23 protein-coding genes are annotated in these 20389 nt (G+C 63.9%); 5 read left to right on the top strand and 18 right to left on the bottom strand.

Annotation, left to right across the window (positions count from 1 at the left end; genetic code table 11):
• From DC31_RS10800 to DC31_RS20290, 11 genes are all read right to left on the bottom strand, one after another.
• Positions 1 to 264 (bottom strand): helix-turn-helix domain-containing protein (locus DC31_RS10800; protein ID WP_152545403.1); only part of this gene is annotated, 264 nt, incomplete at its 3' end.
• Between the two features lie 286 nt (positions 265 to 550).
• Positions 551 to 1255 (bottom strand): substrate-binding domain-containing protein, encoded by a 705-nt coding sequence (locus DC31_RS10805; protein ID WP_200872908.1) that lies wholly within the window; start codon positions 1253 to 1255, stop codon positions 551 to 553.
• On the bottom strand, positions 1252 to 2250 hold the full coding sequence (locus DC31_RS10810) for an aldo/keto reductase (RefSeq protein WP_235201440.1): 999 nt from the start codon (positions 2248 to 2250) through the stop codon (positions 1252 to 1254). The genes DC31_RS10805 and DC31_RS10810 overlap by 4 nt, the downstream gene beginning before the upstream one ends.
• A complete protein-coding gene (locus DC31_RS10815; RefSeq protein ID WP_200872909.1) occupies positions 2247 to 3200 on the bottom strand; it encodes a Gfo/Idh/MocA family oxidoreductase in 954 nt (317 codons plus the stop codon). The genes DC31_RS10810 and DC31_RS10815 overlap by 4 nt, the downstream gene beginning before the upstream one ends.
• Before the next feature lie 3 nt (positions 3201 to 3203).
• Complete coding sequence (locus DC31_RS10820) at positions 3204 to 4511, bottom strand: protocatechuate 4,5-dioxygenase subunit alpha/beta (protein ID WP_036279967.1); 1308 nt, start codon at positions 4509 to 4511, stop codon at positions 3204 to 3206.
• Between the two features lie 83 nt (positions 4512 to 4594).
• Complete coding sequence (ligM, locus tag DC31_RS10825; protein ID WP_036279970.1) at positions 4595 to 5998, bottom strand: vanillate/3-O-methylgallate O-demethylase; 1404 nt, start codon at positions 5996 to 5998, stop codon at positions 4595 to 4597.
• 114 nt (positions 5999 to 6112) lie between these two features.
• A complete protein-coding gene (locus DC31_RS10830) occupies positions 6113 to 6736 on the bottom strand; it encodes a PadR family transcriptional regulator (protein ID WP_036279973.1) in 624 nt (207 codons plus the stop codon).
• A gap of 182 nt (positions 6737 to 6918) precedes the next feature.
• Complete coding sequence (locus tag DC31_RS10835) at positions 6919 to 7686, bottom strand: ABC transporter substrate-binding protein (protein WP_235201441.1); 768 nt, start codon at positions 7684 to 7686, stop codon at positions 6919 to 6921.
• A gap of 13 nt (positions 7687 to 7699) precedes the next feature.
• A complete protein-coding gene (purU, locus tag DC31_RS10840) occupies positions 7700 to 8584 on the bottom strand; it encodes a formyltetrahydrofolate deformylase (RefSeq protein ID WP_036279976.1) in 885 nt (294 codons plus the stop codon).
• 49 nt (positions 8585 to 8633) lie between these two features.
• Positions 8634 to 9158 carry a methylenetetrahydrofolate reductase gene (locus DC31_RS20285; RefSeq protein ID WP_327036852.1) on the bottom strand — a complete coding sequence of 175 codons (525 nt, stop codon included), beginning with the start codon at positions 9156 to 9158 and terminating at the stop codon, positions 8634 to 8636.
• Entirely contained in the window at positions 9155 to 9520 is a 366-nt protein-coding gene (locus DC31_RS20290) for a hypothetical protein (RefSeq protein ID WP_327036853.1), read from the bottom strand. Before DC31_RS20290 ends, DC31_RS20285 begins: the two co-directional genes overlap by 4 nt.
• Positions 9521 to 9699: 179 nt before the next feature.
• Between DC31_RS20290 and folE the strand changes: the two genes are divergently transcribed.
• On the top strand, positions 9700 to 10290 hold the full coding sequence (gene folE / locus DC31_RS10850; RefSeq protein ID WP_036279979.1) for a GTP cyclohydrolase I: 591 nt from the start codon (positions 9700 to 9702) through the stop codon (positions 10288 to 10290).
• On the opposite strand, the gene DC31_RS10855 is transcribed toward folE, so the two are convergent.
• Complete coding sequence (locus DC31_RS10855; protein WP_036279982.1) at positions 10287 to 11228, bottom strand: LysR family transcriptional regulator; 942 nt, start codon at positions 11226 to 11228, stop codon at positions 10287 to 10289. The two genes, folE and DC31_RS10855, sit on opposite strands and share 4 nt — an antisense overlap.
• A 125-nt stretch (positions 11229 to 11353) precedes the next feature.
• Here DC31_RS10855 and DC31_RS10860 point away from each other — a divergent pair, with 125 nt between their 5' ends.
• The 3 genes from DC31_RS10860 (at position 11354) to DC31_RS18445 (ending at position 14326) form a co-directional block, all read left to right on the top strand.
• Positions 11354 to 12346 (top strand): DUF1852 domain-containing protein, encoded by a 993-nt coding sequence (locus tag DC31_RS10860; RefSeq protein WP_036279985.1) that lies wholly within the window; start codon positions 11354 to 11356, stop codon positions 12344 to 12346.
• 5 nt (positions 12347 to 12351) lie between these two features.
• Positions 12352 to 13389 (top strand): methionine synthase, encoded by a 1038-nt coding sequence (locus DC31_RS10865; RefSeq protein ID WP_036280317.1) that lies wholly within the window; start codon positions 12352 to 12354, stop codon positions 13387 to 13389.
• Positions 13390 to 14155: 766 nt separating this feature from the next.
• The gene (locus tag DC31_RS18445) at positions 14156 to 14326 is read left to right on the top strand and encodes a hypothetical protein (protein ID WP_160173224.1); all 171 of its coding nucleotides are present in this window, start codon (positions 14156 to 14158) and stop codon (positions 14324 to 14326) included.
• Positions 14327 to 14454: 128 nt separating this feature from the next.
• Here the strand turns inward: DC31_RS18445 and dhaK are convergent, their stop codons facing one another.
• From dhaK to DC31_RS10905, 6 genes are all read right to left on the bottom strand, one after another.
• Positions 14455 to 15450, bottom strand: coding sequence for a dihydroxyacetone kinase subunit DhaK (gene dhaK / locus DC31_RS10880; RefSeq protein ID WP_036279991.1), 996 nt, complete (start codon positions 15448 to 15450; stop codon positions 14455 to 14457).
• 25 nt (positions 15451 to 15475) lie between these two features.
• On the bottom strand, positions 15476 to 16129 hold the full coding sequence (dhaL, locus tag DC31_RS10885) for a dihydroxyacetone kinase subunit DhaL (protein ID WP_036279993.1): 654 nt from the start codon (positions 16127 to 16129) through the stop codon (positions 15476 to 15478).
• Complete coding sequence (locus DC31_RS10890) at positions 16126 to 16842, bottom strand: HAD-IA family hydrolase (protein WP_235201442.1); 717 nt, start codon at positions 16840 to 16842, stop codon at positions 16126 to 16128. Before DC31_RS10890 ends, dhaL begins: the two co-directional genes overlap by 4 nt.
• Positions 16843 to 16939: 97 nt before the next feature.
• Positions 16940 to 17830, bottom strand: a complete 891-nt coding sequence (locus DC31_RS10895) for a class II fructose-bisphosphate aldolase (protein ID WP_235201443.1) — start codon at positions 17828 to 17830, stop codon at positions 16940 to 16942.
• A gap of 19 nt (positions 17831 to 17849) precedes the next feature.
• On the bottom strand, positions 17850 to 18761 hold the full coding sequence (locus DC31_RS10900) for an SDR family NAD(P)-dependent oxidoreductase (protein WP_327036854.1): 912 nt from the start codon (positions 18759 to 18761) through the stop codon (positions 17850 to 17852).
• Between the two features lie 132 nt (positions 18762 to 18893).
• Entirely contained in the window at positions 18894 to 19670 is a 777-nt protein-coding gene (locus tag DC31_RS10905) for an IclR family transcriptional regulator (RefSeq protein ID WP_036279998.1), read from the bottom strand.
• A gap of 146 nt (positions 19671 to 19816) precedes the next feature.
• Between DC31_RS10905 and DC31_RS10910 the strand changes: the two genes are divergently transcribed.
• Positions 19817 to 20362 (top strand): nuclear transport factor 2 family protein, encoded by a 546-nt coding sequence (locus DC31_RS10910; protein WP_051606782.1) that lies wholly within the window; start codon positions 19817 to 19819, stop codon positions 20360 to 20362.
• The last annotated feature ends 27 nt before the right edge of the window (positions 20363 to 20389 follow it).

Genomic DNA, 20389 nt, shown 5'->3' on the forward strand with positions numbered 1-20389 from the left:
CCGGTGCGGGCCCACGCGCGTGAGCCGCAACGCGACGATGCGCCGCTCGGTCTTGCGTGGCAGCTGGCTCGGTGACCTCCGCGGCCTCGAGCTGCGGTCCGTCAGCGGCAGCCCAGCCCGACACCGATCCACCCACCGTTTCGCTGTCGCCGGCGAGCACTGAAACCGTTCCGCAGCGCGGCGAAGCGACCATCCATCCTGAGTTATCAACAGGGCAAGGCGCCGGCGCCCCTCAGGAGTCAACGGAGCATTAGCGTGTGTCATGGAGACCTCCGGTTTAGAGATGCGAGTGTGGTAACCCACATCCTTGCCGGAGGTCTTCCCTATGTCACGCGTTCACAACCTCCCGAGGAACTACAGCTAGCGCACCGCCGGCGCGACCGAACGGCGTGCGGACGGCGTCGTAGATATAGGTGGCAGTCATGTCGATCCATCTCCTCGCGCCTGTGCTTCAACAGGCTCAGCAACCGGCTGAGGCTCAATCCTGCCAGTTCCTCCATCGAGGCACCGGTGTACCGCGACGGGGATGCCACCAACTCCTCGGCCAGACTCAGCGATTCGGAACCCCGAAGCTGTGGTGCACCTTGATCGCCGCAGCCGCCTCAGAAGCGAGGAACGCCAGCACCTCGCGCGCACCGGCCGGGTCGGCGGATGCCGTCGCCACCGCGCCCGCGAAAACAGTGTCGATGGCGCAGTCGTCCGGCATGACACCGAGGATGCGCACCCCCGCCTGCCCAACCAGCTCGCTCAGTTGCTGGAACCCGAGGTCGACGTCACCGTCCGCGAGTGAGCGAGCAACCGGAATCCCGGCGCGCGCCTGCACAAGCCGGTCTCCAACCTCATCGGCCATGCCCCAGTCCTCGATCATGCGCACCAGCGCGGTACCGCTCGGACCGGTTGAGTAGCCGATGCGACGCGCGGCGCGCAGCGCCGCCTGTAGACCATAAACATCGGGGAATGCCGCGCCACTCGGTCGCATGGCGGGCTCAGAAAAGTCGGATGCCACGGCCACCGCCACCTGCGAGAGCACGAGCGGTACCACCGTCGCAGCATCCACGTGCCCGTCCGAGGCGAGCTTTGCCAGCGCACCGTCAGCCAGGAATACGAGGTCGAACGCCTCACCGTCGGCCACTCGAGAAGCGGCATCCACTCCCCCGACCGACTCGACATCCACAGAAGGCAACCCTGCAGAAACGGCCGCAGCCGTCAGGTCGGCGAGCACGTGGCGCGTTGCCATCGAGGAGATCGCCCTCATGCGGCGTCTTCGAAGGTCTCGGCGTCGACCTCTGCTGCCGGACCCGGCGCATAGCGCGGTCCCGACACGGTCGTCGTGTCGATCAGTTCACCCGCGCGTTCGAGCAGCGCGGAATCCACCGACAGCGACTCCGCGGCGAAGTTGTCCCGAAGGTGCCCGATGCTCGTGGTCCCGGGAATCGGCACGACATGATTACCGCGTGACAGCAACCAGACGAGGGCGAGCTGTGCCGGGGTGCATCCCGCCTCGGCGGCGAGCGCACGCCATCCGGGCAGCAGCGCCGCGTTCGCCGGCCAATTCGACGGTTGGAATCGCGGCATCGCCCGGCGGATGTCCTTCTCCGCCAATGCGTTCGGGTCACCGACCGAGTCACCCAGGAATCCACGCGCGACCGGCGAAAAGGCGACCAACGCGATCCCGGCAGCCGCGGTTGCCGCGAGCATCCCGAGTTCGGGGTTGCGGCTCCACAGCGAGTACTCATTCTGCACCACCGCGATAGGAGCCACAGCCTGCGCCTCGCGCAGCCGGTCCACCGAAACCTCAGATAACCCGATGGCGCCGATCTTGCCTTCCTCAACGAGCGAGGCGAGCGCGCCGACACTCTCGCCGATGGGCACAGTCTTGTCCCAGCGGTGCAGGTAGTAGAGATCGATGTGGTCAACGCCAAGGCGGCCGAGCGAAGCATCCACTTGGGCGCGCAACGTGGAGGGCCGTCCGTCGATCACCTTCGAGCCGTCAACATTGGCCATACCACCCTTGCTGGCGAGCACAACCTCGTCTCGCCGTCCACGCAGAGCGCGCCCGACCAGCTCTTCATTGCGGCCGCCGCCGTAGAGGGTGGCGGTGTCGAGATGCGTCACGCCCTCGTCGAGCGCGGTACGCAACAGCGCCAACCCGTCTTCATCGGATGGCGGCACACCATAGGCGTGGCTGAGGTTCATACAGCCCAGACCCATCCGAGGAAGCGCCCGCGGCCCACCCATAGACAAAGTCACGCGAGCTGCTCCTCCAGCTGCCCGAGCACGCGGTAGCAGTCGATGACCTGACGAAGCGAAGAGTTCGGCTCGCGGCCCTCGCGGATCGCAGAGATGAACTCGCGGTCCTGCAGCTCGATGCCGTTCATGCTGACCGCGACGTTCGAGACGTCGATCTGCTCGTCCTTGCCATTGAACAGGTCGTCGTAGCGCGCGAGGTACGTGTCGGTGTCGCCGATGTATCGGAAGAACGTGCCGAACGGTCCGTCGTTGTTGAACGACAGCGACAGCGTGCAGATCGCACCCGTTTCACTCTTGAGCTGGATCGACATGTCCATGGCGATGCCGAGCTCAGGATGAATCGGACCCTGAATGGCGTTGGCCTGCACGATCTTGCCCGCCTGGTAGGCGAACAGATCGACCGTGTGAGCGGCGTGATGCCAGAGCAGGTGGTCGGTCCACGAGCGCGCCTCGCCCTTGGCGTTCGTGTTCGTGCGGCGGAAGAAGTACGTCTGCACGTCCATCTGCTGCACGTTGAACTCGCCCGCCGTGATCCGGTTGTGCACGAGCTGGTGCGAGGGGTTGAAGCGGCGGGTGTGGCCCACCATCGCGATGCGATCGGATGCTTCGGCCACCGCAAGAGTTGCCTCCGCATCCGCCAGCGAGTCGGCGAGCGGAATCTCAACCTGCACGTGCTTGCCCGCGGCGAGCACGGCCTGCGTCTGCTCTGCGTGCAGACCCGTCGGCGTCGCAAGGATCACGGCATCCACGTCATCGCGCTCAAGCACTGCGTCGAGTCCGACAACCGCATTGGCGACGCCGTACTTCGCCGCTACGGCATCCGCCTTCTCTTGCGAGGTGGCGCTGACGACAGTCACCACGGCGTCGTCAATGTTCATCAGACCATCGAGGTGCTTCATACCGAAGGCGCCATTGGCGCCGACGACGGCTACGCGAATCTTGTCAGTCATGCATCACTCCTTCTGGGCAACAGGGTTGCTGATGACGAGGTGGCCGACGGCGGTGTTGGATGCCGGCACGTGATAGAACCGGTGATCCAACTCGGGTGCCTCTCCGCCGAACTGGTCATCCATCGCACCACGAGCGATCAGCCAGTCCACCAGCTCGATCCCCTCGGAGCCCGCCTCATCGACGTACTCCATGTGCGACCACTCCGTCAGACCCTTCGGGTCAGCGATCAGGTGATCAAGGAACGCGTTGTCCCACTCCTCGTTGATGAGACCCGCCCGCGGTCCCTGCAGCTGGTGGCTCATGCCACCGGTGCCCCAGATCTGCACGTTCAGCTCCGGGCCGTCCCACTTGTCGAGGGCCCGACGGATTGCCTTGCCCAGCTCGTAGCAACGGCGTCCGGAGGGGACCGGGTACTGCACCACGTTCACTGGCAGCGGGATGACCTTGCACGGCCACTCCTCCACGTCACCGAAGATCAGCGACAGCGGCACTGTCAACCCATGGTCAACGACCATCTCGTTGACGAGGGTGAGGTCGAAATCATCCTGGATCACCGACTGGGCGATATGGGCGGCAAGCTCCGGGTACCCCTTCACATCCGGCACCGGACGAGGACCATACCCCTCATCCGCGACCGGGTAATGCTCACCCGTACCCAACACGAACGTCGGGATGATGTTCGCATCAAACGCCGTCGCGTGATCGTTGTAGACAAGGATCACAACATCGGGAGTGTTCTCCTTGACCCACTTGCGGGTCCACTCGTAACCGTCGAACACCTTCTTCCAATACGGCTCCTCCGTCTTACCAAGATCCATCGCCGCACCAATCGCCGGCACATGCGAGGTGAACACCGCCGACGTAAACCGCGCCGGAGCATCCGGACGCATCACCTCAGACTTCTCCGTCGACGGAGGCGTCCACCCATCCAAATCCTTGAGACGATTACCCTCAGGGCGGCGTCCGCCACCGACCATCATGTCGCGGTACGCCGCCTCCGACATCCCGGTCATGGAACCGGCCATCTGCTGGAAGCTCAGCCCGTGCGTGGCGCCGATCTTGGCCAGGAAGTAGATGTTGCCACCCTCGTCGATCATGGTGTTCATGTCCATGTCGAGCACGGCCTGATGCTGCACCGGATTGAGCGGCCACTCGGCGAGGTACGCTGCCTGATCCGCGAGGAAGCGCTCACGGTTCTCCGGCTTCATCAGCGACATCGCGAACTGGTTCAAATGAAAGCCTTTACGGGCCTGCTCCGCATCGAACACCGTCGTGCCCGGAACATCCCTATACGACAAATCAAGCGCCATGCCCAAACTCCTCCATCAACGCGCCGGAAACCGGACGGGGACGAATGCTCGTTCTCAGCATCCGTCCCCGTCAAATCATGAAATCAGAGCGCCCCTGTGGAACGCCATCCGCCCTGGTACTCGGTACGGGCGGTCACCGCGTAAGGAACCGGGCTGACGACGGCACGCACGCTGATCTGCTCGTGCGGCTCGACCGTGGTCTTCCCCGATCCGCCGTCGGGCTCGCCCCAGACCACGCGCACCTCGGTGCCGGTCGGGATGTCCCGGTCGACAGTGGCCAGCGACAGGCCACGACGCTCGTTCGCGCTGACACCGGTGAACAGCGACAGACCGACGTTCTTGCCGTCGGCGTCGATCACGGAGTCGTAGTTCGAGGAGCCGTAGTTCGCGTTCGGCAGGTCGAAGACCTGGTACGTGGGGCCATCGTGGTCAACCACGTTGGAGAGGACCTTGGAAAGGTCTTCCGTGTTCCACGCGAGGGTGACCTTCTTGCGCTGCACCTCAGGATCGGTGTTCTCGAGCGCCTCACGACCCACGAAATCGTGGTCGAACTTGACGAAAGAACCGTAGCCCAGCTCCCACGGATTCAGGTAGTAGTCCTCGATGTTCTCCGACACGAACGAGCCGGCAAGAGCGTTGGTCGCCTCGTAGCTGTTCACCGGAAGCCATTCGCGGTAGGCACGCTCGCCCTCGCTCGAGTACACCGCGGGAAGCGGCGAGGGGATCCAGCCCGACTCCAGCGTGTTCGACGAGTACGCACGCGAGCCGCACGGCTCGATGCCGAACTCCGCGCCGGCCTTCAGAATCGCATCGCGGATGCGGCCGTGCTCGGCGTACGGACCCCAGATCTCCAGACCCGGTGCCCCTGCCATGCCGTGGCGCAGCGTGCGCACGTTCATCCCATCGACCTCGATGTGGCCCATGTGGAAGAACTTCACCTGCTCGACAGGTCCCCCGGCAAGCTTCTCGATGATCGGCCAGGCGTTGGGGCCCTGAATCTGGAACCGGTAGTAGTCGCGGTGCACCGCCTCACCGTACGGACGGGAGGGCGAGCGGTCGTCGTACTGGAACTCGACGTCGTAGCCGCCGGTCTCCGCGTGGAACTGCAGCCAGTTCGCCGCCGGTGCACGTCCGACGTAGACGTACTCGCCTTGTGCCTCGTGGAAAAGGATGCCATCTCCGATGACGCCACCATTGGAAGCGGTAGGCACGAACTGCTTCGCCGTGTTCACGGGGAAGTTCGCAAAGCTGTTGATCCCAGTCTCACTCAGCAGACGCAGCGCATCTGGGCCCTTCACGAAGAAGTTGACCATGTGGTGCGTCTGATCGAACAGCACTGCACTCTCGCGCCACGACTTCTGCTCACGTCGCCAGTTGGAGAATTCCGCCGGCACGACGGGATAGATGTACGTACCGATACGCGAATTGCGGAGCAGCTCGACGGCGCTCCCCTTCTCGTCCAGTAGCTCCTGAAGATTGCCAGCCATGACAGCCTCGACTTCCTTGTCTGTAGAGGATTGTGAGTGCCATCATATGACTACACATTTACCTATGTCTAGAGGTAAATGGATTTTCGTGTGATCACCGTGATCTTCGTGTGGTCACCGTGCAGCAGCATCCGGCGATGGAACGATCACCGGATGCTCCCCGCCCAGCCGTTCCAGCAGTGCCAGCCCCTGCTGCGCCCACTCGATCTCCACGCGCGCGCGATTCACGAGCCCCTCGTAGGCAAAGCGCTTGTACGCGCTGGTCCGCTCGTAGTCCTCAGGTGCCGTGACCGCGAGTCGACGGACGAGCATCGGGCTGGTCAGTTCATCCGTCTGCCGGAGCTGGCCCTCGAACTGCGCCAGTTCGTTCGTCCACTCGATGATGTGTCTGTGCATGAAGTCGCGCACCGCCTCGGGGGTGGCGGCTTCGAGATACGCCGCGCGTAGGCGCGCTGGGTCACGGAATCGCTGGTACTCCAACGGGGAGGACATCCACTCGAGAAACGTCGCCTGCCCGAGATCTGTGACGTGATAGAGACGGCGCGTGCCCCGCTCGCCACGGGCCTGCTCCTCAGCGGCGACGAGTCCGTCTGTCTCCATCCGTCGCAGCTCGGGGTAGATCTGCGAATCCGGCGCGTACCAGACGTGCCCGACAGACCCAGAGAACTGCTTGGCGAGTTCGTAGCCGGACAATGGGCCGACCCTGAGGATTGCGAGCAAGGCCATGCGCAGACTCATCGGACTCCTTTTCCGCTTTGGTCCCCTGCGGTGGGAGACCGTCATCACGATACCCGTAGGGATATGCCCCGGCGCCGTACAGTCGACCCCTGGAAGCCGAATCGAGTTCATCGATCGGGCTTTCAGGGATCAAGCTTCCAGGGATCAAGTCACGGGGCGAACGCCCTCGCGTCGGCGGCGGGCTACTCCCACGTCTCGGCGGTTGCGTATCCCTTGCCGTTGTACTTCTGCACGACAACCGACGAGACGGCGGGGAGTCCCTTTTCGGTGGTGTCGACGACAGCACCCTCGAGCATGAGAGGAGCGGTGTAATCGCTGATCGAACGGAGCTGCTTCATGAAGTCCGCGCGCGTGGGCTCGGTCATCTTGGCGAACACCTGCTCCAGCGTCGCTCCGACCTGGTACGACCACACGCAGTGCGGGAACGCCGGCGTGTCGGGGTAGTCGGCATATTCCTTCAGGCCCGCGAGGAAGGCAGCGCCATCCTCACTGTCGGCGAAGGTCGGCGCGGCAGAGGACTGCGCGAACGCGACGGTATACACGCCGGGGAAGGCCGATGCCCCTCCGGGCTCGAGGATTGCACTCGGGCTGGAGGTGTTCGAGGGCAGGAACCAGCTGGGCAGCCATCCGAGTTCCTGCGCCCTCTGCAGCGACGAGATCACTAGCGGACTGATGGACATCGCGTTCACGAACACATCGGCGCCGGTCGCAGCGAGTTCAGTCAGCTGAGCATCCACAGAGGTGTCGGTGGCCTCATATGTGAGCTCCTTTACGACCTCGATGTTGTCGGCTCCCTTTATGCCGTCCTTGAATCCTTCGACGTAGCCTTCTCCGTAGTCGTCGTTCTGCGACAGGATCGCGTACGGGGGACGGCGGGGCTTTCTTGATCCCTCGGAAAGGCCGTTCTCGAGATGAGCGTACCTATGCCGATAGGTACTAACAATAGGCAATTCCTCAGATCGACTAGGGCCGATCAGTGAAGACTATGGTCTGGTTGCCCTTACGAATGACACGATCTTCGGCGTGCCACTGCACGGCTCTGGAGAGGACCGCGCGTTCGACGTAGGCGCCACGGGCCTGCAGGTCGGCGGCTGTCATCGCGTGGTTGACTCGAGCGATGTCCTGCTCGATGATCGGACCCTCGTCGAGTTCCTTCGTCACGTAGTGCGATGTCGCGCCGATCAGCTTGACACCTCGCTCGCGGGCCTTCCGATACGGGGCGGCCCCGATGAACGCGGGCAGGAACGAGTGGTGGATGTTGATGATGGGAACCGCGACCTCGTCAAGGAAATCCTCACTGATGATCTGCATGTATCGCGCCAGCACGACGAAGTCGACATTCCCCTTCAGCAGCTCGAGAATCCGGGCCTCTGCCGCTGACTTGTCCGGGCCCTCCGACGGCACGTGGAAGAACGGGATCCCGAACGAGCGGACATCTTCTGCGACGTTCGTGTGGTTGGAGATCACCATGGGGATCGTCACGGGCAACTCGCCCCTACGGTGTCGCCAGAGCAGTTCCAGCAGACAGTGGTCGGAAGTGGATGCGAGGATCGCCATCCGCTTGGGGATGGACTGATCGGTGAGCGTCCACTCCACGCCGAATGGGGTGAGCGTCGTGGCCAGATCGGCCTCGATCTCCTCGATCGCCACTTTCAGATCCTGCCGATGAAACACAACGCGCTGAAAGAACTCATCATCCTCGGTGTTGTCGGAGTACTGATCAAGCGACATGATGTTGCCGCTGTTTCTGGTGATCAGCGCAGTGATCGCCGCGACCAGCCCTTGCCGGTCTGGACCGTGCACGACGAGGCACGCGTGATCGATGAGTGATTCGACGGTGTGGGTCATTCGGCTGGCTCCGTAGTCATTGTGCGGTTTCCACGACGATCGCGTCGATTCAGGACCGTGCGGTGAACTGGTTCGCCCAGTCGGCCGTGGCCTTGAGCCCTCCGAATGTGTAGAAGTGCAACTTGGTCTTCTCGACCCCTCCAGTTCGCTCGACGGTCTCGGGGTCGGCGAGCAGCGCCGCGAGATCGTTCACGAAAGTGTCTGGGCCCGCCGTTCCCATCAGGTTCGTGAGCGAGAACCCGTACTTTTTCACGATCATCGCGTTGGCGCCGATTCCGAACCGGCGCGCGAATCCGAGCAGCCTCTTGATGCCTGCGGGTCCCGGCGTTCCGATGCGGATCTGCGAATCGATTCCCCGGTCGCGGACGGCGGTGATCCACTCCATCACCGGGTCGGTGTCGAAGGCGAACTGCGTCAGAATCACCGCGTTCAGACCTTGCTCTTTCAGCGCAACGGACTTGGCCTCGAGGTGGCGCCACAGCACGTCGTTCTTGATATCAGGATGGCCTTCCGGGTATCCAGCGATCGACACTTCCTTGACTCCGTAGCGCTGCAGCAGGCCTGTCTCGATCACAGCGAGCGATGAGTCGTAAGGGCCTTCCGGCGTAGCGGGTCGCCTCCGACCGAGAACACATGATCCGTCGCACCCACCTCTTGGAGCCGACCAAGAAACTCTTCCAACTGGCTCTTAGACGACAGACGTCGCGCCGAGATGTGGGGAACCGGCACGAAACCGAAGTCTCGAACGGCCTTCGACGCGCTGACGCGCATCTCCAGATCCTCATTACCGAGGAACGTGACATTGATCTTCGAACCCTGCGGGATCGCGTCCCGCGCCTCTTCGAGCCCTGGCACGTCCTTCCCGGTCATCTCCAGGGAGAAGTTCTCCACGAGCTTCACTGCGGCTGACTGATTAGCGGGGGCGGTGTGTGCCACGGGCGGGCCTTTCCGTGTGGGATAGCGCAACGTCGCGCGGATCCGACTATACCTATCTCGATAGGTAATGACAATAGGTATTGATATCGGCGCTAGAAACCTTCGTTCGGCTTGCCAATCACTATGCACATAGGTACTCTCGGGGGATCGCAATGACGCGTGTGAGTGGAGGATGCCGGATGCTGTCAATTTGCGACTCGCCGCAACGGTCTGTCAACCGAGCAAACGCGATCGCGGCAGTGCGCCAGTTGCTGCTCGCCGTCGGGGAAGACCCGGACCGCCCCGAGCTCGCCCGCACCCCACAGCGCGTAGCCGACATGTTCGCCGATCTGTTCTCGGGAATCGGCGTAGACCCGGCCACCGCCTTGGGAACACCGCTCGACAATCTGAGCACGGACGAGATCGGTAACCTGGTCGCGCTCACTGGAATCCGCTTCACCTCGGTGTGCGAGCATCACCTGTTGCCGTTCATGGGCACAGCCGACGTGTTCTACGCACCCGATCAGCGAATCGCCGGCCTGAGCAGAATCGCGGCGGTGGTCGAATCAGCCGCCCGCCGCCCACAGCTCCAGGAACGTTTCGGAATGGATATCGCACAAGCGGTCATGGCGACCCTTCAGCCTCATGGCGTGATGGTTCGCGTCGAGGCTACCCATGGATGCGTCGCGCACGCAGCTCCCAACGCCGCAGGTTCGCGTGCTGTGACCATCGGGCGGCTCGGCGATATCTCGGAGGTCGCATTGCAACTGGCGCTTCGCGAGACTCGCTAGCCGAGCAGCGCCATGCCGAAGCCTGACACGACAGCCCGCAACTCAGCGAGGTAGCGCTGTGCCTGCTCGGTGAGCGGAATAGCCGAATGGCGGATCCAGCCGATCTCGATGCGTTCGTCAACGTCGAGCGGAATGGCGACGATCTCCGGGTCGAGGTCGTCGCTGATGATGCCCGTCGAGATCGTGTAGCCGTCGAGTCCGATCATGAGGTTGAAAATAGTAGCTCGATCGGAGACCCGGATCTCCTGCTTGCTCGACAGGGTGGAGAGGATCTCCTCGGCGAAGTAGAACGAATTGTTCGCCCCCTGGTCGAAGGTGAGCCGTGGCAGATCGGCGAGATCTGCGAGGGTGACGTGATCTCGCGAGGCGAGTGGGTTCTTCCGAGAGATGAAGATGTGCGGCTCGGCGAGGAAGAGAGGGTGAAACGCGAGGCCGGAGTCCCGGAGAAGCTTGTCGATGACGTTCCGGTTGAATTCGTTCCGGTAGAGGATGCCGAGCTCGCTGCGGAACGTCCGGACATCCTCGATGATTTCCCAGGTGCGCGTCTCACGCAGCGAGAACTCGTACTCGGCCGCACTGCTGCCCTTCACCATTCGGACGAACGCGTCGACGACGAACGAATAGTGCTGCGCCGAGACTCCGAGCAGGCGCCTGGACGGCGGCCGACCGAGGTAGCGCTGCTCGAGGAGCGCTACCTGCTCGGTGACCTGCCTCGCATATCCGAGGAACTCCGCGCCCTCGGCGGTGAGCGTCACTCCGCGGGCCGAACGGTGAAAGAGGGTGCGGCCGACGCGAGCTTCGAGTTCCTTCATCGCCGTGGACATGGTCGGCTGAGTTACATAGAGCAGGTCGGCGGCAGCGCTGATCGACCCCTCCGCTGCGACCTCGATGAAGTAGGCGAGCTGTTGCAGCGTGATGCCGTTAGATCCGCGGGCCATAGGTAAAGACTATAACAGCGCATAGTCGCGGCGACTTACTCGATATCTGCCCGTGCCTGCACGATAGGAATACAGACTTCCGCGCGGCCGACCCCGGCCGATCACAGCCACCAGATGGGCCGCTCATGGCGAATGAATTCACTTTCAATATCTCCACCACCCGCTTCGACGAGGACTACGCGCCCTCCGAAAATTCGCGAATCACCACGAACTTCGCCAACCTGGCCCGAGGTGAGCATCGCCGGCAGAACCTCCGCAATGCCCTGACGATGATCGACCGTCGATTCAACGAGCTCGCGCATTGGGACAACCCCACCCAGGACCGTTACAGCGTCGAGCTCGAGATCGTCTCCGTCGAACTGGAATTCACCGCGGGAGGTGAGGACAAGGAGTTTCCGTTGCTCGAAGTCCTCGACATCCAGATCGTCGACCGGCTTACCGGCAAACGTCATCACGGGATCGTGGGGAACAACTTCTCGTCCTACGTCCGCGATTTCGATTTCAGCGTGCTGCTGCCAGCGGTCACCGCGGCTGCCGGCACCTTCACGGTCCCCGATGACTTCGGCGTCCTGCACGGCAAGCTGTTCCAGCACTTCCTCGGCTCCGCCGCGTACCAGGAGCGATTCTCGACGTCGCCCGTCATCTGCATCAGCGTCTCGACGAGCAAGGAGTACCAGCGCACCGCGAAACACCACCCGATCCTCGGTGTCGAATATCAGCAGGACGACTACTCCCTCACCGATGAGTACTTCGCGAAGATGGGGCTGAAGGTCCGGTACTTCATGCCCCCCGGCAGCGTGGCGCCGCTCGCCTTCTACTTCAATGGCGATCTGCTCGGCGACTACTCGAACCTGCAGCTGATCGGCACCATCAGCACGATGGAGACGTTCCAGAAGATCTATCGCCCGGAGATCTACAACGCGAACTCGGCTGCTGCGAGCACCTACCGACCGACCCTTGATCAGCAGAACTATTCGGGGACGCAGATCGCGTACGACCGTGTCGAGCGCAATCAGCTCGCGCTCGCGCAGGGAAAGCACACGGAGGAGCACTTCGTGAAGCCGCATAAGGACGTGCTGGAACGCTGGGCCGCCAACTACCTCACCCCGGTCGCGTGACGGGCATGACAACTCTTCTCCCCACCTCGATCGTCGGCAGCCTGCCGAAGCCTTCGTGGCTCGCGCAGCCGGAGACCCTCTGGTCTCCCTGGAAGTTGCAGGGCGATGCTCTCATCGAGGGCAAGCAGGATGCGCTGCGCATCGCAGTTCAGGAGCAGCGCCGGCTCGGCATCGACATCATCAGTGACGGGGAACAGACCCGCCAACACTTCGTCACGACGTTCATCGAGCACCTCAACGGCGTCGACTTCGATCAGCGTGAGACGGTTCGAATCCGCGATCGATACGACGCGAGCGTGCCGACCGTCGTCGGTGCGGTGAGCCGTGAGAAGCCCGTGTTCATCGACGACGCGAAGTACCTCCGTCAGCAGACCGACCAGCCGATCAAGTGGGCGCTTCCCGGCCCGATGACGATGATCGACACTCTCGCCGACCGTCACTACAAGAGCCGCGAGAAGTTGGCATGGGAGTTCGCGACGATCCTCAACCAGGAGGCAAGGGAACTCGAGGCTGCGGGGGTCGACATCATCCAGTTCGACGAGCCCGCATTCAACGTCTTCTTCGACGAGATGCAGGACTGGGGAGTGGCGACGCTGGAACGGGCAGCAGAAGGACTGCGCGCCGAAACCGTCGTCCACATCTGCTACGGATACGGCATCAAGGCGAACACCGATTGGAAAGCGACCCTCGGTTCCGAGTGGCGCCAGTACGAGGAGTCCTTCCCTCTCCTGCAGCAATCCGCCATCGACGTCATCTCGCTGGAGTGCCAGCACTCTCACGTGCCGATGGATCTCCTCGAACTCATTCGCGGCAAGAAGGTCATGCTCGGGGCGATCGACGTGGCGAGCGCGACAGTGGAGACCCCGGAGCAGGTCGCCGAGACTCTCCGGAGCGCGCTCGCGTTCGTCGATGCTGACAAGCTCATCCCGAGCACGAACTGCGGAATGGCGCCGTTGTCTCGGGACGTTGCACGCGGGAAGCTGAGCGCGCTCAGTGCGGGCAGGGACATCATTCGTGCGGAGATCGCTGCGACGAAGCCCTGACCGTCGGTTACCGCGCTCAGGGATGAGCCGGCCGCTCAACGAGCACGATTCAGTGGTCCCGGTTCGTACTGTGGTCTCAGCCATCCATTCCGGGATCTTTGTGAGCGTCAGGCAGGAAGATGGTCGCGATAATCAGTACTTCCCGATTTCGCCGCTGGAAGGCGATCATGGAGATGATGGATTACCTCTGCACCGAGGAAGGGCATATGCGAGGCGAGTTCGGTGAGGAGAACGAAGCCGACTACGGCGGCGGCAGCAGATCCAATCGTAACCGAAGCCGATCCGTCCTGAAACAGGTATCCGACCAGGGAAAAATGGCGGAGACGAGGGGATTTGAACCCCTGGATCCCTTGCGAGGTCTCCGCCTTGGCAGGGTGGTGTGCCGGCAATTCCAGCCCCCGGGTGATGGCCTTATCGTGGCCGGGAAAGCGCTCGTTGCTGGCAGTGGCGCGGGGCTACGTCGTCGGTGACCGGAACTCGTCACACTGGAGGCGCTCGATGACTCGTCAGAATCGTCGTTCTCGGGGCACTCCGGACACTTCTCGGATACTCGGCTGTCGCGATGGATCTCCTCAGCTCAGCAAAACACGCCTCCGCCTAGGACACAGATGGAGGATCCGACCTGGGAGTTCAGTACCGCGTCGAACGCGCAGTGCCGCGCAGAGAGTGAGGCGAAGAACGCGATCACTCGTCGAGCGAATATGGCACAGTTCTCGCCCTTCCCGTCGTTGTCTATCTCGCTGCGAGGTACGGTGAACCCCCGCGGTTGGCGCGCGATGAGCAGACGCTCTCGGAGGGCATACTGCTCGGCGAGGATCCGGGAACGATCTCAGAGCTGAGTCCCGTCGTGATCGCCGCGGCTGCGCCTTTTCGCGATGACCGCGGAGGATTCATCCTGCGCAACTCGTTCCGGTGGACGCTCGCGCGAGCCTCGTGAGAGCTATCCCGTCATCCCGCCTGAGAGACCCCGTCGATGATCCGGTCGTCGCAATCGCGGCGCTCATGTCACTCGCCCGCCGATGACCGGATCGCGCACCGCTGAAGAGACGTGACTGCGCGAGAATGTCAGAAGACCCGGATCGGCACCTCAGCCGGCGCCGCGAGAAGGTCCTCGATCTCTTCGTCCAGCCTGACGAGTGTCAGCGATGCGCCCGCCATGTCGAGTGACGTGCAGTACTCGCCGATGTAGTTGCGTCCGACGGTGATCCCCTGCGCCGCGAGGCGCTTGTGGGCGATTCCGTACAACAAGTAGAGCTCACTGATCGGCGTGCCCCCGAGACCGTTCACCATCAGCGCGACACGATCACCTGACGAGAACGGAAGGTCAGTGACGAGAGCATCGAGCAGAGTGTCGACCAGTTCGCTCGCGGGCGCGATCTTCGCTCGCTCACGCCCCGGCTCCCCGTGGATGCCGACGCCGAGTTCGATCTCGTCCCCGGCGAGGTCGAACAGCGGCGACCCCTTCGACGGCGGAGTGCACGCGGTGAGCGCCACCCCCATCGACCGGGTGACGGCGTTCACCTTCTCACCGATGCGGACCAGTTCTTCGAGGTCAGCACCGGCCTCCGCCGCCGCGCCGACAGCCTTCATCACGAAGAAATTGCCCGCGACACCGCGCCGACCGACGGTGTAAAGAGAATCCTGCACGGAGACGTCGTCATCTACGAACAAGGTCCGCACGTTGATGCCGTCCGCGACCGAGAGCTCCTCGGCCATCTCGAACGCCATCCGATCCCCGGTGTAGTTGTTCACCAATAGCAGCACGCCGCGCGGAGATGCCAGGCGCTTGACGGTCTCGTACACGTAATCGACGGGAGGTGCGGCGAACACGTCACCGGGGCAGGCAGCCGACAACATCCCCTTGCCGACGTTCATCACGTGGGCCGGCTCATGACCGGATCCCGAACCCTGAACGATGCTGACCCGATCGACGCTGGGCGAGTCCGCACGCTGGATGAGATTGTACTCAGGCACGTACACGAGCGTGTCGGGGTTGGCGAGCGCGAGTCCCTCGAGCATCTGCGGCACGAACTGCTTGGGGTCATCGAGGAACTTCTTCATCGGGTTCCGTTCTGTTCAGGGGTGGTCATTCGGATACTGCCGGGCTCTTCGGCCATTCGAGCGCAAGCCGCTCGGCGATGACCGCGAGCGCGATCGCTCCGGCATCGGGGGAACCGATACTGCGGGCCCCGCTATAGCTCGCGCGACCGCGCATCGCCTGGAGGCTGCTCGTGGCCTCGGCCGCGGAGCGCGTCGCGACAGCGATCCGGTCGATGATCTCCGAGCTCCTGCCGCCGTCTGCGGCCGCACGCTCGAGCTCATCGATCGCCGGGACAAGGGCGTCGAGCAAGGTCTTGTCCCCGAGTTCGGCTTTGCCCCGAGCCTGGATCCCGGCCACGGATGCACGGAGCATCTCGACGGCATCCTGCGCCGTCAGCGCGTCGCGTCCCTTCGCGACCATCGCGGCACGCAGGAACGCCGTCCCCCAGATCGGGCCCGAGGTGCCGCCGATCCGGCTGGAGATCGTCATCGCCACGCCTTGCAGAAACGAACCCGGATCGTCGGTCGGGTATGCATCGATGTCTTCGAGAACCTTCTCGAATCCGCGTGCCAGGGAGAAACCGAAGTCTCCGTCGCCGACGACGGCATCGAGGTCACCGAATTCCTGTTCGTTGTCGACCGCCGTGCGGGCGATCGATTCGACGATGAATCGGACGGACTGGGCAGCGACGGCGGTCATGGCTTCTCCTCGGGAACGGCCGCCCCAGTGGGTACGGCATGCAGAATGCGGATGATGTCGTCGAGCGTGACCTCGGCGGGGGGTCGCAAGTCGAACGGATCCGCCAGCACCACCGCGGCCGTGTCGCGCGACACATCACCGAGGCTCGAGAGCACGAGGGCTGCACCGGTGAAGTCCTCTTCAGCGGTGTATCCGCTCACGGTCACGACTGTCCGCAGTCCCGCCGATCGTGCTGCTCGCAGCCCGATCCCGCTGTCCTCGATCACGACTGCATCATCAGCAGCCACTCCGAGCGCGGCGAGGGCGTGCAGATAGATGTCCGGTGCCGGCTTCTTGGCGACGACGACGTCGCCCGCGAACACCTCGAACCGGCTCGCGAGCTCATCTCCGACGGCGCGACGCAGCACGGCGCGCACCGACGGCTCCGCGGAGGTGGAAGCCACCGCAAGCTGCCAACCGGCGGCATCCGCCTGCGCCGCCAGCCGTGCGATGCCAGGGCGAGGGGCGATGACACCCCCCTCGATGAGATCGGTGTAGACGGCAGTTTTTCGCCGGTGCAGCCGCGCGACGAGTTCGGTGACAGCCTCGTCGTCCTGAGGCATGTCGGGGTGGGCTGCGACGAAAGCGGGAGTGAACTCCGAGCGCATGCGCTCCTTGCCCCCACCGATCTTCACCTTCTCTCCGTACTCGACGGGCCCCCACTGCAACGGCACGTCCAAGTCGACGAACGCCTGATTGACGCGGGCAGATGACCGTCGCGTTCGGTGTCGGCGAGCACACCGTCGCAGTCGAAGATCAGTGCTGTCACGGTCACCACGCCTTACCGGCGCTGCCGAAAGTCTCGGCGTATCCGATGGTCATGTCGATGACGTCTCCGCGTACTGAGCGGAAAAGCGAGGGTGGATCCCACTTTCCGGCCTCCCGCGCTTCTTCGAGAAAGGCGAGCGTCGAGCCCATGTAGAGCTCCTTCAGCGCCGTCGAGATGTTCACCTTCGCGCACCCTCGTGCGATGAGATCGCGGAACTGATCGTCGCTGAGTCCGCTGCCGCCGTGCAGTGCGATCGGCACGGGATGCCGCACCACGATGTCGCTGATGCGCTGCGCATCCAGCACAGGAGCCGTCTTGTACGAACCGTGCGCGTTGCCGATCGCGGGAGCGAAGACATCTACGCCGGTCGCTTCGAGAAACCTCAGCTGCACGTCGAGCGTCTGCCGCGCGGATTCCTCGTCGGAGCCGTGGCCGTCCTCGACGCCGGTGATCGATTCGATCTCGCCTTCGACGTGCGCTCCGTAGCGTCGCGCCTCAGCGACGACCTCCACGGTCTGACGCTGATTCTCTTCGACAGGCAGCTCACTGGCATCGAAGAGGACCGAGTTCCAACCGTTCTCGAGGCACGCCGTGACGACGGCTCGGTCGGGGCAATGGTCAAGGTGCAGTGCGACCGGCACAGGGATGTCACGGGTCTCGGCCCGCCAGAGCGCCCCCAAGACCTCCACGCCGATCGACTTCACGGTCTTGACGGATGTCTGCACGATCACGGGCGACTGTGCGGCGACGGCTCCGGCGAGCACGGCCTCAAGTGTGAGGTCGTTGAAGACGTTGATCGCGGGGACGCCGTAGCGACCGGCGAATGACCGGTCGACGATCTCCTTCAAAGACACAACGGGCACGAAGTTCTCGCTCTCTGGTCGGACCGGCACGGCCGGAAGTCGATGGTTCTCAGTCGCGGCGCGCGAGGCGCCTGTAGTCGCGGCGGTACTCGTCGAAAGCTGCGGCACGCTCGGCAGCGGAGCCCGGATCGGTCTCCGCGTCGTCGTACGCGGCGATGATGCCGGCGAAGTGCGCGCGCAGACCGTCGCGCGTCTCGGTGAACGGCAGCACCCAGAACCGATCCGCCTCGATCGCATCGCGCACGTGCTCCGCGAGCCTGATCGGGTCCATGCCGCCCGCGTAGAGTCGGGCTTGCAGCGCGATGAAGTCCGGGTCGTCACTGAAGCTTGACCCTTCTGCGAGTGTCCCCGGGCGCGTCTGCAGCGCGTTCGCGATGTTGGAGCGGATGCTCGCCGGGCACAGCAGCGACACGCCGATCCCATGTTCCGGCAACGCGATCGCGTAGCTCTCCATGAGATTGATCACCGCAGCCTTGCCGGCCGCGTAGACCGCGGCCGATGGCGAACCGGTGAAGCCCGCCATGGATGACACCGTCACGATGTGACCGCCTCGGCCCGCTTCGATCATCCGGGGCACGAACGTCAGCATGCCGTTGACGACACCACCGAAGTTCACACCGAGCACCCAATCGAAGTCGGCATGGGTGGCGGCGACGAGCGGCCCGAAGCCGTTGACCCCGGCCGTGTTGAAGAGCAGCGTCACCGGGTCGCCGAAATGGGCCTCCACGGCATCGGCGGCGGCGGCGTAGGCCGTTCGGTCGGTGATGTCCAGTCGAACGCCGAGAGTGTCGATGCCCTCCGCCTGGAGCAGCGTCACGGCCTCATCCAGAGCATCCTGGCGGACGTCTGCGATCGCGATCCGTGCGCCTGCACGACCGAAGACCTGGGCTTGTCCAAGCCCGGCACCCGAAGCGCCCCCAGTGATGAAGGCCACCCGGCCCTCGAAATCCTTCACGCGCACGCTCCCGGCCGTTGGTTGCGTCCGGCACCTGCGCCGGACTCCGAGTTCAGTATCCGGGCCCTGGAGCGGGATGCCCAGCGGGCGTCTCAGGGTGACACCTTCCGCACGCGAAAGACTCTGACGGTTGAGCGGTCAGCTCGGGCGACGAGGCATGAGCGGCTGAAGCACACGGCTCACCGAGCGCGCCGCCGCCGTCGTGAGCGCCATCAGCGCGCCGAGATCGCTCGCGTCCACCGGCACAACCGTCGATAGCGCCCCGACGACCTCCCCGGTCGCATCGATGACCGGCGCTGCCACCCCCGTGAAGTCGTCGTCGGCCTGTTGGCGCGATACCGCGCCGCGCGCCTGGCGCACTTCGGCCAGGATCGCACGCAGCTTCACGGAATCGGTCACCGTGTGCGACGTCAAAGCGGGTACGGGCCTCTCGAGAACCTCCCGCTGGCGGCCGGCGGGAGCGAACGCGACGAGTACGCGTCCCGCTGCCGTGGTCAGGGCGTGCGAGCGCTGGCCGGTGATCTTCTGCTCCGAGCGGGTGCCGCGCACGACTTCGACGTTGATTACGTCGGTGTCTTCGAGCACGGCCAGTACGCAGGAGCACGCGGTCACCGCCACCAGGTCTTCCATGACCGGAAGGCACACCTCCCGCAGCAGGCGTCCACGCGGCGCGAGCGCCGCGAGCTGACGGATGCGGACCCCGACATGGAATCGCCCCTCGACGTCGCGCTCCAGCGCTCCCCATGTGCAGAGGTCCGACAGCAGCCGGTGCGCGGTGCTCAGCGGAACGTCAGCGAATCGCGCGAGTTCACTGAGCGAGAGCGACATCCGCGCGGGTTCGAACGCATCCAGCATCCGCATCGCGCGGAGCGTCACGGAACCGGTGCTGCGGCGCGTCCGGGTCTGCTCGAGCATCGTGATGTCCTCCTTGACGCGATCTGCCGGGCCGGGTCGATGCGACGCGCACCGCCAGGCTTCCGTTATACGGAAGCTTTGTCAACCGCCCCGAAATCCGTCCATACACTGACGCCGACCTCACAACCACGAAGGAAAGGCACAATATGACGTCTCCCCTCCACCCCGCCGTCCAGCGACTGATCGATCGCGAGGACATCCGCGATGCCCACATCCGCTACGCCCGCGGAATGGATCGCCACGACCTCGCGCTCGTCGCCTCGGCGTTCCATGTCGATGGCCGCGACAGGCACGGTTCGTTCGAGGGCGGCCCCGACGACGTAGCCCGATGGGCGCACCGCGGACACACCCTTCACTACACCGCTCACAACCACTATCTCGGCAACGTCAGTTTCACGTTCGAAGGGGATGACGTGTGCTTCACCGAGACCTACTTCCACATCGTGCTGCACCGCATTTCCGAACCAACCGGCAACGATGTGCTCGGCGGACGCTATCTCGATCGTCTGGAGAAGCGCGATGGCACGTGGGCGATCGTCGACCGAGAGGTCGTACTCGACTGGAAGGGCGAGCATCTGCCGATCGATCCGGTCCGCGACCATGAGGTGAACAAGACCTACCCCGCCGGCCAGTGGAGCGACGATGACCTCTCGTACACGCGCGTGGCCGACTTCGTGCGCACCAGGGTCTGATCGACCACTGCGACCACCCTGAAATTC

Origin of the sequence: Microbacterium sp. CH12i (assembly GCF_000685355.1) — a bacterium.
In the GTDB taxonomy this organism is placed as follows: Bacteria; Actinomycetota; Actinomycetes; order Actinomycetales; family Microbacteriaceae; genus Microbacterium.